The following is a 12,854-nucleotide window of genomic DNA, read 5'->3' as shown; positions in this document are numbered from 1 at the left end:
ATGTGGTATTTCTCTTGATCCTGGGCCTCGGGCTGGCCTGTTCCTTCGCCATTCTCAACGCGATGTGGTTCGAGCTGCGCGAAGACCGGCGCATCGCCGAGGAAGCCGAGCCGGGCCAGCGCTAGGGCAGCCTCCGGCTGGATTGCGCGAATTTGGCTGAAGGCGGGATACGTCAGGCGCATGGCGCTGACCGGATGGTCAAAAATCGGTTAAGGATGTAATTGCGGCAGTTTGATCCATTTTCGCTATACAAATCAGCGTATTGCGGCTGGATATGACAGTTCTTTGACTCTTGCCGGCTGAAGCGAGCCTGAACGATCTGCCTCTTTAACGTGCACCTAGTGCATAACGGATGTGCAAAGAGTCCATCTTCTAATCACGACCCGACGACTATAGATAAGGGTCATCAAAACGAAGGGGAACCGAAAATGAACATCCGTCAGCGCCTTGCCCAGTTTGCTCAGTACCAGCGCACCATGCGCGAACTCAGCGCCCTCGATCAGCGTCAGTTGAACGATCTCGGCATCACCAAGGGCGATATCAAGAACATCGCTCGCGGCGCCCTGGCCCGCTAAGCGGTCCAAGCCGACCAATCAGACTTGAGATGAAGGCGTCCATTCGGGCGCCTTTTGTCTGTTTGGGAGTCGGTTCCAGATACTCCCCAATACAGATCGTCACCCTCGGGCTTGACCCGAGGGCTCTTCACTTGCAGAGCGCTCGTCAAGTGCAACGCCCTCGGGTCAAGCCCAAGGGTGACGGCTGGTGGGAGAGATGCTTCCGGGCCTCAGTCCGTGATGGTGAAGCGCGTCACGCTGCCGGCGCTCAATGTCATGCGTTCATAGGCTTCGCCACCGCCGAACTCGCCGCCACCCACATCCCAGCAACCGGCCGAGAGGGTGAAGCTGCGGGCACCGCCGGGCGGGATGGAGTCGCCATCGGACAGGCGGTTGAAGCCGTAGGTGAAGTTGTTGCAGTCGGAAATGACGATGGCGTCGAGATAGCCATAGCTGCCGTTGACGATGATGAGGGTCGCTGTCGGTTCGCCCGGCCGGATCAGGTCGCCGCCGGTTACGCTGCAGCCGGCCAGCGTCACGGCCATCGCGGCCGACAGGCCGGCGGCAAGAAGCTTGTTCATGAAAATGTCCCTCCAAGGATGGGGGGACATTAGGATCTGTGGGGGAGGATGCTATCCCCGAACAGGGGTAGTCAGCGGATGAGATCGGCCGCCTTGCCGCCCAAAGCCGCAACCAGGTCGTCGGGCTTCATGCGGATCTGCAAGCCGCGTTGCCCGCCATTGAGGAAGATTTCGTCTTCCAGCGTCGCCAGTTCTTCGACGGCGGTCGGCACGGGCTTTTTCTGGCCGAACGGGCTGATGCCGCCCACCTTGTAGCCGGTGAGCCGCTCGGCATCTGATGGTTTCATCATATGGGCCGACTTGCCGCCGAAAGCTGCCGCGAGCTTTTTCATGTTCACCTCCTCGTCGGAGGGCACGACAACGCAGACCGGCTTGCCATCGACCTCGGCCATCAGTGTCTTGAGCACGATGGAGGGCGAAACCCCCATCGCCTCGGCGGCCTGCAACCCGACCCGGTCGGCCGCGGGATCGTAGTCATAGGTGGCGGTGGCGAAGGCGATGCCGGCTTTGGTGAGGGCGAGCGTGGCGGGCGTGGTCTTGGACATGTGGTGGTTTTAGCCAAAGAAAGGCGCGCGGCAAAGGCTCTCCGCTACCGCCCCCGACTGGTGATGTTGTGGTCGGTGACGCCAATATCGCGCAGCAGATGCGGCGAGGAATGGATCAGGTCGATCGTGGTCCGGCGGCGGCGATGGGCAGCGCCGAATGGGCGCGGCACGCTCCAGCGGGGCAGGTGAAAGGCGGCAATCAGCGGTCTGGCAATGGCGTTCATTTCGATAAGCAGCCTTATGGGGCTGCCTCCTGCTTTATGTTCCATGCCCTAAAAATGGCTGGTAGCAGGCCGGAATTCCAACTAAAGCTCGATAACGAGGCATAAGGAGATTTGATCCATGTCCAGCCTGCCGCCGCTGACCGCCATTCGCGCCTTCGAGGCCGTGGCGCGGCATTTGAGCTTCACCAAAGCCGCCGACGAGCTGGGCATGACGCAGGCGGCGGTGAGTTATCAGATCAAGATCCTGGAGGAGCGCGTGGGGGCGCCGCTCTTCCTGCGCAAGCCGCGGCAGATTGCGCTGAGCGAGACCGGGGCGCGGCTGGCGCCCGATGTGAGCACGGCCTTCGAGACCCTGCGCGACGCTTTCGCCGCCTCGCGCGGAAGGGTGGAGGGACTGCTGAGCCTGAGCTCGGTGCCGACCTTTGCCAGCCACTGGCTGGCCGCCAATATCGGCCTGTTTCAACTGGCCAACCCTGACATCGCGGTGCGCGTCGAAAGTTCGGCGCATCTGGTGGATTTTTCCGGCGAGGAATTCGATGCCGGCATCAGGGCGACCAGCAAGCCAGCGCCCGGACTGGTCTGGCACCTGCTGGTCAAGGCTGAATTCGCGCCGATGCTGAGCCCGCGCCTGGTGCAGGAATACCAGGTCCGCGAGCCGGCCGACCTGCTGCGCGTGCCCCAGATCACGCCTGACGATCCCTGGCTTTGTGCCTGGCTGGAATTGGCGGGTGTCTCAATGCCCGTTCGGCCCAGCCGACCCTTCAGCCGGCTTGGATCGCAGACGCTGGAGGTTGCGGCGGCCATTGCCGGGCGCGGCGTGGCCATGGTGACGCCGGCCTTCTATGGCGACGAAGTGGCCAGCGGCCGCCTGGTGCAGCCCTTCGACATTCTCGGCTGGGACGGCCACGGCTACTATTTCGTCTATCCCGAAGCGCGGCGCAATTCGCCCAAGATCAAGGCGTTTCGCGACTGGATCGTGCCGGCCACGGAGCCGCTGCGGGCCAAGCCGGGCAGCTAGAACATCGCCTTGTCCCGCGCGACGATCTCGCTCAGGAAATCGGCCACCAGCGCCACGCGGCGGATAGTGCGCAGGTCTTCATGCATGACGGTCCAGTAGCTGCGGGTCAGCGTGTGGGCGGGTAGCACGGGAACGAGGCCGGTGTCGCGGCCGGCCATGAAGGCGTGGAGAATGCCGATGCCGGCGCCGGCACGCACCGCCTCGGTCTGGCCCATGGCCGAGGAGACGGCGAGGCTGGAATGCCAGCCCTTGAGGAATTCGGCGGTGTAGTCGAGCGAGGCCGTATAGAGCAGGTCTTCGACATAGCCGACGAGGCGATGGGCGGCGAGATCGGCGAGGCTGGCCGGGGTGCCGTTGCTGTCGAGATAGGATTGCGAGGCGTAGAGGCCTAGCCGGTAATCGGTGAGTTTGCGGGCGACCAGCCGGCCTTCGCGCGGGCGCTCGAGGGTGACGGCAATATCGGCCTCGCGGCGGGACAGCGAGAAGGCGCGGGGGACCGGGACCAGCTCGATCCGCAGGCCGGGATGACGCTCGGTGAGTTCGCCCAGGCGCGGGGCGAGGAAGGCGACGCCGAACCCGTCAGGCGCGCCGACGCGAACGGTGCCGTCGATCAGGCTGTCGGCCCCGGCGGATCTCGCTGGCCGCCAGCATGGCGCTTTCCATGGCCTCGGCATGGACGAGGAAGCGCTCGCCGCTGGGTGACAGGTCGGAGCCGTTGGTGCGGCGGGTGAACAGCGTGCTGCCGAGCGCGGTTTCGAGCGCGGTGAGGCGGCGGGCGACGGTGGCATGGTTGAGGTTCAGACTGCGGGCGGCGCCGAGAATCTGGCCGCTGCGGGCGACGGCGAGGAAGATGCGGATGTCGTCCCAGTTCATTGGAATCTCTTGGGTTTTAGGGGGTACCCCCTCCTAGCCTCCCCTGATAGGGGGAGGAATCCGACCGGTGGATGTGGCGAGGTCGTGCCACAAGCTCGATCTGCTCCTCCCCCTATCAGCGGGAGGTTGGGAGGGGGTATATAACTATAATTTCCGCACAACAGATGCGAAATCTATCGCGTTGAACATCTGAATTTATAGCGCGATGAGGATATCCAAACAAGGAGAGCCTCATGCGCACCATTGGCCATTTTATCGACGGCGTCGAAACATCAGGTTCCAGCACGCAGTTTCAGGATGTGTTCAACCCCGCCACCGGCGAGGTGCAGGCGCGCGTGGCGCTGGCGACGCCGGCCGACCTTGAAGCCGCCGTGGCTTCGGCCGCCGCGGCGCAGCCGGCATGGGCAGCGACCAACCCGCAGCGCCGGGCGCGGGTGTTCTTCAACTATGTCGCCTTGCTCAACCAGCATATGGACGAACTGGCCGAACTGCTGAGTGCCGAACATGGCAAGACCTTCGATGATGCCAAGGGTGATGTGCTGCGCGGGCTGGAAGTGGCCGAATTCGTGGCCGGCGCCCCGCACCTGCTCAAGGGAGCTTACACCGAGGGCGCAGGGCCGGGGATAGATATGTATTCCATGCGCCAGCCCGTGGGCATTGGTGCGGGGATAACCCCGTTCAACTTTCCGGCCATGATCCCGCTCTGGATGCTGTCGCCGGCCATTGCTTCGGGCAATGCATTCATCCTCAAGCCGTCGGAACGCGACCCCTCCGTGCCGGTGCGACTGGCGCAACTGGCCCTCGAGGCCGGCCTGCCCAAGGGGGTACTCAATGTGGTGCAGGGCGGCAAGGAGACGGTGGACGGCATTCTGGAACACGAGGCGATCTCGGCGGTGAGCTTTGTCGGCTCGACCCCGATCGCCCGCTATGTCTACGCCACGGCGGCGGCAAATGGTAAGCGCGTGCAGGCCTTTGGCGGCGCCAAGAACCACATGATCATCATGCCCGATGCCGATATGGAAAAGGCCGCCGACGCGCTGATGGGATCAGGTTATGGCGCGGCGGGCGAGCGCTGCATGGCGGTCTCGGTGGCGGTGCCGGTAGGCGATGCGACGGCCGACAAGATCATCGCGGCGCTGCTGCCGCGGATCGAAAAGCTCAAGGTCGGACCCTATACCGACCGGGCTTCGGAAATGGGGCCGCTGGTGACGGCGGCGGCCAAGCAACGGGTGCTCGGGCTGGTGGATAAGGGCGTGGAGCAGGGCGCCACGCTGGTGGTCGACGGGCGCGGTTTCTCGCTGCAGGGCTATGAGAATGGCTTCTTCGTCGGGCCGTGCCTGTTCGACCATGTGACCACGGATATGGACATCTACAGGGAAGAGATTTTCGGGCCGGTCCTGTCGGTGGTGCGCGCGAAGAACTATGAGGAAGCCCTTGAGCTGCCGTCGAAAAATCCCTACGGCAACGGCGTGGCCATCTTCACTCGCGACGGCGATGCGGCGCGCGATTTCGCTTCGCGGGTCAATGTCGGCATGGTGGGGGTGAACGTGCCGGTTCCGGTGCCGGTGGCCTATCACAGCTTCGGCGGCTGGAAGGCGAGTTCGTTTGGGGACTTGAATCAGTATGGCACGGATTCCATGCAGTTCTGGACCAAGATGAAGACGGTGACGACGCGCTGGCCGAGCGGCATCAAGGATGGGGCGGAGTTCCAGTTTCCGACGATGAAGTAGGCATAAGGCGGGTTTATGCGGAGGCGTTAGCAGAAGGGTCGCTAATGTTAGCGGACTGTTAGCATCGAGCGCCGGCGCCCGCGGTTGGGCTCCCCTTCTCCCCTCGTGGGAGAAGGTGCCCGAAGGGCGGATGAGAGGGCACGGAGCAACCCGCTGGCGGTGAAGCATGGGATGACGCAGAACCCTCACCCTCGAAAATCCTCTGAACGAGGATTTCCTATCCCTCTCCCACAAGGGGCGAGGGGTGACGACTGCGGGTGCGGTGATCAAAACGAGAGGCCCGGTGATTGCTCACCGGGCCTCTTTATTTCCAGCGCGGGGAGGTGCGTCGGAAATTTCTAGACGATGCCGCTCGACCCGGCTGCGACTTCGGGACGGACCTCCGCGACTTTGGCGCGGTAGCCGGCGGCGCGGTAGGTGGCGAGGAGGTCGATGGCGCCGCCCTGTTCCATACGCGCCGTGGCCAGGATCGGTTCGACATCGGTGCGATAGGCCAGGCGCAAAGCCTGGGTGGCGGCGAGGGCGTCGTTGCCCTCCTGCGCCGCCTTGAGGGTGGCGCGATCGACCAGCAGGGCCTGGGCATAGGCGCGCTGCACGTCGGCAGCCGACAGCATCAGCGACTCGATGGGGTCGGTGACATTGTGCGACTGGTCGAGCATGTGGGCCGGGTGGAAAGCCGGGTCGCGGCTTTCGGCATCCACCAGTTCGTTGAAGACGAGGAACAGGCGGAACGGATCGATGGAGCCGGCGTCGAGATCGTCGTCGCCATATTTGCTGTCGTTGAAGTGGAAGCCGCCGAGCTTGCCGAACTGGGCGAGGCGGGCGACGATCATCTCGATATTGACGTTGGGCGCGTGGTGGCCGAGGTCGACCAGGCAATAGGCCTTGTCGCCCAGCTCCTTGGCGATGAGGTAATTGGTGCCCCAGTCCTGCACGACGGTGGAATAGAAGGCCGGCTCATACATCTTGTGTTCGGTATAGATGCGCCAGTCATCGGGCAGGGCAGAGTAGATGGACTTCATCGAGTCCAGGTAGTGCTCGAACTGCCGGGTGAAATTCACCTGGCCGGGGAAGTTGGAGCCGTCGCCGATCCAGACGGTGAGCGCCTTGGAGCCGATGGTCTGGCCGATCTCGATACATTCCAGATTATGCTCGATGGCCTGGTCGCGCGTCGCCTTGTCGGCGGCTGAGAGCGAGCCGAACTTGTAGCTCTGGAGCTGGCCGGGCGCATCGGCGAAGGTGTTGGAATTCATCGCATCGAAGCCGAGGTTGAAGCGGCTGGCGGCCTGCTTCAGGCGGTTCGGATCGGCCTTGTCCCATGGGATATGGAGGGACACCGTGCGGGTCGCCTGCGTGAGCTGGGAGATGACGGCGCAATCCTCGATCTTGTCGAAGATATCGCGCGGCTCGCCCTTGCCGGGGAAACGGGCAAAGCGCGTGCCGCCGGTACCGACGCCCCAGGAGGGCACGGCGACGTTGAAGGCGGCGACTTTTGCCTTGATGGCGTCGATATCGACGCCGCGGCGGTCGAGACGTTCGCCGAGGGTGTCGTAGTCGACATGGAGGTCCGCCATGCGTCTGGCGTTTTCGGCCTCGATGGTGGATTGGTCGATGATTGCTTCGGTCATTGTGCCTCCCTTAGACCCCCTCATCCGCCCTTCGGGCATCTTCTCCCACGAGGGGAGAAGGGGATCACCCTGAACTCCCAGTCGGGACCTTCTCCCCTCGTGGGAGAAGGTGGCGCGTAGCGCCGGATGAGGGGGCTCTTCCCCTTTTTACCGTGTAAAGCTCTGGGCGTTGCCCGCGTCGACGTTGATGATGTTGCCGGTGGATTTGGCCGAGGCGTCCGAGGCGAAGAAGTAGATGGCTTCGGCAATGTCCTCCGGGAAGACCGAGCGCTTGAGCATCGAGCGCTGGCGATACATGTCCTCCAGGCCTTCCTTGTCGGTCTTGTAGGTCGATGCGCGCTGCTCCAGCCATTCGCCGGCCCAGATCTTGGAGCCGCGCAAGACGGCGTCTGGATTGACCACGTTGACGCGGATCTGCGCTTCCGCGCCTTCGAGGGCCAGGCACCGGGCGAGGTGGATTTCGGCGGCCTTGGCGGTGCAATAGGCGGCGGCATTGGGCGAGGCGGCCAACCCGTTCTTGCTGGCGACGAAGACGACATTGCCGCCGATCTTCTGGGCACGGAACACCTTGAAGGCTTCGCGGGAAACGAGGAAATAGCCGGTGGACAGGATGTCCATATTCTTGTTCCACAGCTCGAGCGTGGTTTCCTCGATGGGGGCGGAGGAGGCCAGGCCCGCATTGGAAACGAGAATGTCGAGCCCGCCGAATTCGACCACGGCATGGGCGAAGCCCGATATGACCTGGTCTTCGCGGGTGACGTTGATGTTGACCGGGCGGACGAAGTCCTTGCCGAAGACGCCGGAGAGTTCCTCGGTGGCGTCGTCGAGCGCGGTCTGGTCGATATCGGCGAGGACGACGCAGGCGCCTTCGCGCAGGAGGCGCGCGGCGGTGGCCTTGCCGATGCCCCCGGCGCCGCCGGTGACCAGGGCGATCTGGCCGGCGAGGGATTTCGGCTTGGGCATGCGCGCCAGCTTGGCCTCTTCGAGCAGCCAGTATTCGATGTCGAAGGCTTCCTGCTCGGGCAGGCCCTGATATTCGCTGACGGTGGACGAACCGCGCATCACATTGATGGCGTTGACGTAGAATTCGCCGGAAATGCGGGCCGTGGCCTTGTCCTTGGCGAAGGTGAACATGCCGACGCCGGGCATCAGATAGACCACGGCGTTCGGGTCGCGCACGGCGGGCGAATTGTCGTGTTTGCAGCGGTCGTAATAGGCCTGGTAGTCGACGCGATAGGCGGCGATCTGGTCGGCCAGGCCTGATATCACGGCGTCCACATCCGGCTTGGCGGGGTCGAAGTCGATGACCAGCGGGCGGATCTTGGTGCGCAGGAAATGGTCGGGGCAGGAGGTGCCCAGGGCAGCAAGAGGCCGGAGGTTATTGGAATTGACGAATTCCAGCACGGCGGCGCTGTCGTCGAAATGGCCCAGCTTGTGACTGTCTTCGGAGATGAAGCCGCGGATTTTCGGCATCAGGCGCGCGGCGATGGCGCGGCGCTGGTCTGATGGCAGCGACGTGACGGCCGCGCCGCCGAAAATGGTCTTGCCTTCGGTCTGCTGTTCGAACCACTCGATGGCCTGGTTGATGATGCCAATCGTGGTTTCGTAGCATTCCTTGGGCGTGTCGCCCCAGGTGAAGAGACCATGCGACTCGAGAACGACGCCCTCGGCTTCGGGATTTTCCTCGCAGAACTTGCCCAGCCACAGGCCGAGCTCGAAGCCCGGCTTCTTCCATGGGAGCCAGCCGATCGTGTCGCCGAAGATTTGCTTCGTCAGCTCTTTGGAGTTCTTGCTGGCGGCGATGGCGATGATGGCATCGGGATGCATGTGATCGACGAAGGGGCGGTTCACATAGGCATGCAGCGGGGTGTCGATGGAGGCGGCGCGCGGGTTGAGATTGAAGGTGGCGTGGGGCAGGTAGCCCACCATCTCGTCCTCGAATTCGACGCCACGATAGAGGCCCTTCAGGGCGCGCAGCTTGTCCATATAGAGGGTGGAAAAGCCGTCGAGCTTGATCGAGGCGCTGTCGCCGCCCGAGCCCTTGACCCAGAGGACTTCTACTTCTTCGCCGGTCAGCGGGTCCTTCTGCCAGATTTTTGAGGAGGTGTTGCCGCCACCGTAATTGGTGACGCGCTTGTCCGAGCCGAGCAGGTTGGAGCGATAGACGAGGCGCTCGGGCTCGCTCATGGCGGCCGCCCTGGCGTCGTCCCAGAGGTTCGCAAGGCGCTTGGGCGCTGTGGTGGACATGAGACTCCTCCCGAAGAGATAGGCTGAAGATGGTTGGCCGGACATGGCCACAGAATCCGGAAGGCTGTCAATCACAAACGATCAGAAATGATCATAGATCGGCCTATGTGATCGGGCGTGGCGTTTTGGTGATTGACACTGACCGGAATTGATGGAAGCAAATGAGGCAGGGAGAAGTCATTTGCACGAAACCGAACGCCATCGCGTCATATTGGCCGCCGTGCAGTCGCGCCCGGTCGCGACCGTTGCCGACCTCTGCGAAGTCACCGGCGCGTCGGAAGCGACGATCCGCCGGGATATCGCGGCGCTACATGTGCAGGGGCAGTTGCGCCGGGTGCGCGGCGGCGCCGAAGCGCTGACGCCGCCGGCACAGGGCGGGCTGATGGGCCGGCCCTTCTCGGTGAACGAGACGCTCAATATTGCGCAGAAGCGGGCGATCGCGCGCATGGCGGCCGAAATGTGCAATGACGGCGAGCCCATCATCATCAATGGCGGCACGACGACCTACCAGATGGTGCATCACCTGACCGGCAAAAGGCTCTCGGTCTTCACCAACAGCTTCGGCATTGCCGAATTCCTGATCCACAATTCGCGCAATTCGGTCGTCATTCCCGGCGGCACGATCTATCGCGAGCAGAATGTCATCCTGTCGCCCTTCGGTGGCGTGGTGGCGAGCCATTTCTACGCCAAGCGCATGTTCATCGGCTGCCAGGGCATCGGCGCCCACGGGCTGATGGAGGCCGACCCCATGGTCGTGCAATCCGAACTGGCCCTGATCGGGCAGGCGGACGAGCTGATCGTCTTGGCGGATTCATCGAAGTTTTCGGGGAGATCGAGCCTGATCCTGTGCGGGCTCGACCGAATTGCCACTGTCATATCGGACAGCGGCATCCGCGACGAAGACCGCCAAATGCTGGAAACGGCAGGCGTGCGGCTCCTCGTGGCGGAGACGACGGCTCAGAGCGACCGGCAAGCAACGGTGGCCTGAGTGACAAGACCACAGACCAAACCATCCCAGGGAGGGATTTTCGCATGAAACTCTTGAAGTTACTGGCTGCAACGACAGCCGTCGCAGTTCTGCTCGCCGCGCCCGCCTATGCCCAGACGCGCATCGCGCTGGTGGTGAAGTCGCTCGGCAACGGGTTCTTCGACGCCGCCAACAAGGGCGCCCAGGAAGCTGCCGCCGAACTCGGCGACGTGGAAGTGATCTATACCGGCCCGACCGCCGCCACGGCGGAAGCCCAGATCGAAGTGGTCAACGCGCTGATCGCCCAGCAGGTGGATGCCATTGCCATTTCGGCCAATGATCCCGACGCCCTGGTGCCGGCTCTGCAGCGCGCCATGGAACGCGGCATCAAGGTGATTTCCTGGGATTCGGGCGTGGCGCCCGAAGGCCGCCAGTTGCACCTCAATCCGTCCGATATCGACCTGATCGGCGAGACCATCATCAAGCTGGCCGCCGACTACCTGCCCGAGGGCGGCGACGTGGCGATCCTCTCGGCCGCATCCACCGCGACCAACCAGAATGCCTGGATCGAGGCCGCCAAGGCTGCCATCCCGGAAAAGTTCTCCAATATCAACCTAGTCTCGGTGGTCTATGGCGACGATGACTCGGTGAAGTCGACCGACGAAGCCAAGGGCCTGATCGCCTCCTATCCCGATCTCAAGGCCATCATCGCCCCGACCACGGTCGGCGTCGTGGCGGCTGCGCAGGTGGTGACCGACCAGGGCCTGATCGGCAAGGTCAACGTGACCGGGCTGGCACTGCCGAGCGAGTTCAAGCAGTTCATCGACAATGGCGCGAGCCAGGCCGTGGCGCTGTGGAACCCGATCGACCTGGGTTATGCGGCCGTGATGCTGGCCAATGACCTGGTCGAAGGCGGCGAAGCCGCGCCCGGCGCGAGCCTGTCGATGGGCCGCATGGGCGAGCTGACGCTGGACGATACGAACTCGGGCGCCATGGCCCCGCCGTTCACCTTCGATGCGAGCAATATCGAAGAATTCTCGAAGATCTATTGATCTGACCTGGCCCGGCGCTTCGGCGCCGGGTTTATCTTGTGGCCTTGGGATCGTGCCACGCCCTCGTGGTTCGAGGGTCGCTGCGCTCCCGCCTCACCATGAGGGCTACTGGTACACTATGCCAAAAGTAGCCCTCATGGTGAGGTGCGCTTCTTCAGCGCCTCGAACCACGAGGGCGTGGCACTAAGCCCTGGAATAATCGCAATGACCGACCCCATCCTCACCCTGTCAGGCATATCCAAGAGCTTTCCCGGCGTGCGGGCGCTGCATGATGTGGCGCTGGAGCTTTACGCCGGCGAGGTCACGGCACTGATCGGGGAGAACGGGGCGGGGGAAATCGACCCTGGTCAAGGTGATGACCGGGATCTACCAGCCCGATGCCGGCGAGATTTCGGTGGCGGGCAGGGTGGTGAGCCTGCCGACGGCGCATTCGGCTTCGGCGGTGGGGATTACCGCCATCCATCAGGAAACCGTGCTGTTCGACGAACTGACCGTGGCCGAGAATATCTATCTGGGCCATGCGCCGCGCAATCGGCTGGGGCTGATCGACTGGCGCAAGATGCGCGAAGAGGCGCAGGAAACGCTGGATTCCATGGCGGCCGGGATCGATGCCGGGATCAAGCTCAAGGAACTGGGCATTGCCAAGAAGCATCTGGTGGCGGTGGCGCGGGCGCTGAGCATCGACGCGCAGGTCGTCATCATGGACGAGCCGACCGCGGCGCTGAGCCAGAAGGAAATCGAGGAGCTTTATGTGCTCATCGACCTGCTCAAGCAGGACGGCAAGGCCATCCTGTTCATCAGCCACAAATTCGATGAGATTTACCGCATTGCCGACCGCTACACCGTGTTCCGCGATGGCGAGCAGGTGGGCAAGGGGCTGATCAGGGAGACCAGCCAGAGCGAAATCGTGCGGCTGATGGTAGGCCGCTCGGTGGACCAGATTTTCCCGGCGCGCCAGGCCGCCATCGGCGCGGTGGTGCTGGAAGCCAAGGGGCTGAGCCATCCAACTGAGTTCGATGACGTGTCCTTTGCGGTGCGGAAGGGCGAGATATTGGGCTTTTATGGCCTGGTGGGCGCGGGGCGCTCGGAAGTGATGCAGGCCGTGTTCGGGCTGACGCAGACTTCGGCTGGCACGCTGACGCTGGAGGGCGAGGCGATTGCGCCGAAATCGCCAGCCGATGCGGTGGAGGCCGGGATCGTCTATGTGCCCGAGGAGCGGGGTAAGCAGGGCGTCATCACCGGCGAGCCGATTTTCAAGAATGTGTCGCTGCCGTCGCTGGGCAAGACGTCGAAATCGGGCTTTCTGCGCATGGCGGAGGAGTTTGCGCTGGCGCGGACCTATACCGAGCGACTGGACCTGCGCGCCTCGTCGCTGAGCCAGAATGTGTCGACGCTGTCTGGTGGTAACCAGCAGAAGGTGGTGATCGCCAAATGG

10 protein-coding genes and 3 pseudogenes are annotated in these 12,854 nt (G+C 63.4%); 7 read left to right on the top strand and 6 right to left on the bottom strand.

All coding sequences use genetic code 11. The features are described 5' to 3' along the window. Nucleotides 1–125: pseudogene (cydX, locus tag NVV79_RS19215) on the top strand (cytochrome bd-I oxidase subunit CydX). A gap of 303 nt (nucleotides 126–428) precedes the next feature. After that, on the top strand, nucleotides 429–575 hold the full coding sequence (locus tag NVV79_RS19210) for a DUF1127 domain-containing protein (RefSeq protein WP_082530989.1): 147 nt from the start codon (nucleotides 429–431) through the stop codon (nucleotides 573–575). 209 nt (nucleotides 576–784) lie between these two features. On the opposite strand, the gene NVV79_RS19205 is transcribed toward NVV79_RS19210, so the two are convergent. The 3 genes from NVV79_RS19205 to NVV79_RS19195 form a co-directional block, all read right to left on the bottom strand. Further along, nucleotides 785–1,135, bottom strand: coding sequence for a hypothetical protein (locus tag NVV79_RS19205; RefSeq protein WP_303992839.1), 351 nt, complete (start codon nucleotides 1,133–1,135; stop codon nucleotides 785–787). 71 nt (nucleotides 1,136–1,206) lie between these two features. Beyond that, nucleotides 1,207–1,680, bottom strand: coding sequence for a Cys-tRNA(Pro) deacylase (ybaK, locus tag NVV79_RS19200; protein ID WP_303992836.1), 474 nt, complete (start codon nucleotides 1,678–1,680; stop codon nucleotides 1,207–1,209). Nucleotides 1,681–1,724: 44 nt separating this feature from the next. Then, complete coding sequence (locus tag NVV79_RS19195; protein WP_303992833.1) at nucleotides 1,725–1,904, bottom strand: hypothetical protein; 180 nt, start codon at nucleotides 1,902–1,904, stop codon at nucleotides 1,725–1,727. A 118-nt stretch (nucleotides 1,905–2,022) separates the two neighbouring features. Between NVV79_RS19195 and NVV79_RS19190 the strand changes: the two genes are divergently transcribed. Next, nucleotides 2,023–2,922, top strand: coding sequence for a LysR substrate-binding domain-containing protein (locus tag NVV79_RS19190; RefSeq protein WP_303992831.1), 900 nt, complete (start codon nucleotides 2,023–2,025; stop codon nucleotides 2,920–2,922). Here NVV79_RS19190 and NVV79_RS19185 read toward each other — a convergent pair. After that, a pseudogene (locus NVV79_RS19185) lies at nucleotides 2,919–3,795 on the bottom strand (LysR family transcriptional regulator). The gene NVV79_RS19190 and the pseudogene NVV79_RS19185 overlap by 4 nt on opposite strands. Before the next feature lie 233 nt (nucleotides 3,796–4,028). Here NVV79_RS19185 and NVV79_RS19180 point away from each other — a divergent pair. Further along, nucleotides 4,029–5,525 carry a CoA-acylating methylmalonate-semialdehyde dehydrogenase gene (locus tag NVV79_RS19180; protein ID WP_303992828.1) on the top strand — a complete coding sequence of 499 codons (1,497 nt, stop codon included), beginning with the start codon at nucleotides 4,029–4,031 and terminating at the stop codon, nucleotides 5,523–5,525. 338 nt (nucleotides 5,526–5,863) lie between these two features. Here the strand turns inward: NVV79_RS19180 and rhaI are convergent, their stop codons facing one another. Continuing rightward, entirely contained in the window at nucleotides 5,864–7,153 is a 1,290-nt protein-coding gene (gene rhaI / locus NVV79_RS19175) for an L-rhamnose catabolism isomerase (protein ID WP_303992825.1), read from the bottom strand. Between the two features lie 147 nt (nucleotides 7,154–7,300). Continuing rightward, on the bottom strand, nucleotides 7,301–9,400 hold the full coding sequence (locus tag NVV79_RS19170; protein WP_303992823.1) for a bifunctional rhamnulose-1-phosphate aldolase/short-chain dehydrogenase: 2,100 nt from the start codon (nucleotides 9,398–9,400) through the stop codon (nucleotides 7,301–7,303). Nucleotides 9,401–9,581: 181 nt separating this feature from the next. Here NVV79_RS19170 and NVV79_RS19165 point away from each other — a divergent pair, with 181 nt between their 5' ends. The 3 genes and pseudogenes from NVV79_RS19165 to NVV79_RS19155 all read left to right on the top strand — a co-directional run. Next, a complete protein-coding gene (locus NVV79_RS19165) occupies nucleotides 9,582–10,388 on the top strand; it encodes a DeoR/GlpR family DNA-binding transcription regulator (RefSeq protein ID WP_303992821.1) in 807 nt (268 codons plus the stop codon). Between the two features lie 44 nt (nucleotides 10,389–10,432). Continuing rightward, nucleotides 10,433–11,419 carry a rhamnose ABC transporter substrate-binding protein gene (gene rhaS / locus NVV79_RS19160; protein ID WP_303992818.1) on the top strand — a complete coding sequence of 329 codons (987 nt, stop codon included), beginning with the start codon at nucleotides 10,433–10,435 and terminating at the stop codon, nucleotides 11,417–11,419. A gap of 204 nt (nucleotides 11,420–11,623) precedes the next feature. Continuing rightward, nucleotides 11,624–12,854: pseudogene (locus NVV79_RS19155) on the top strand (sugar ABC transporter ATP-binding protein); the annotation flags it as partial.

Source organism: Devosia ginsengisoli, from assembly GCF_024707105.1.
GTDB lineage: Bacteria > Pseudomonadota > Alphaproteobacteria > Rhizobiales > Devosiaceae > Devosia > Devosia ginsengisoli_A.
Note: the sequence above shows the minus strand (reverse complement) of the source record. Positions and strands in the feature narration are given on the sequence as shown.

Bases quoted from the DNA above. Each gene is read 5' to 3' on its own strand.
- rhaI (WP_303992825.1), bottom strand. From the start codon at position 7,153: ATGACCGAAGCAATCATCGACCAATCCACCATCGAGGCCGAAAACGCC.
- NVV79_RS19170 (WP_303992823.1), bottom strand. From the start codon at position 9,400: ATGTCCACCACAGCGCCCAAGCGCCTTGCGAACCTCTGGGACGACGCC.
- NVV79_RS19180 (WP_303992828.1), top strand. From the start codon at position 4,029: ATGCGCACCATTGGCCATTTTATCGACGGCGTCGAAACATCAGGTTCC.
- ybaK (WP_303992836.1), bottom strand. From the start codon at position 1,680: ATGTCCAAGACCACGCCCGCCACGCTCGCCCTCACCAAAGCCGGCATC.
- NVV79_RS19195 (WP_303992833.1), bottom strand. From the start codon at position 1,904: ATGAACGCCATTGCCAGACCGCTGATTGCCGCCTTTCACCTGCCCCGC.
- NVV79_RS19210 (WP_082530989.1), top strand. From the start codon at position 429: ATGAACATCCGTCAGCGCCTTGCCCAGTTTGCTCAGTACCAGCGCACC.
- rhaS (WP_303992818.1), top strand. From the start codon at position 10,433: ATGAAACTCTTGAAGTTACTGGCTGCAACGACAGCCGTCGCAGTTCTG.
- NVV79_RS19190 (WP_303992831.1), top strand. From the start codon at position 2,023: ATGTCCAGCCTGCCGCCGCTGACCGCCATTCGCGCCTTCGAGGCCGTG.
- NVV79_RS19205 (WP_303992839.1), bottom strand. From the start codon at position 1,135: ATGAACAAGCTTCTTGCCGCCGGCCTGTCGGCCGCGATGGCCGTGACG.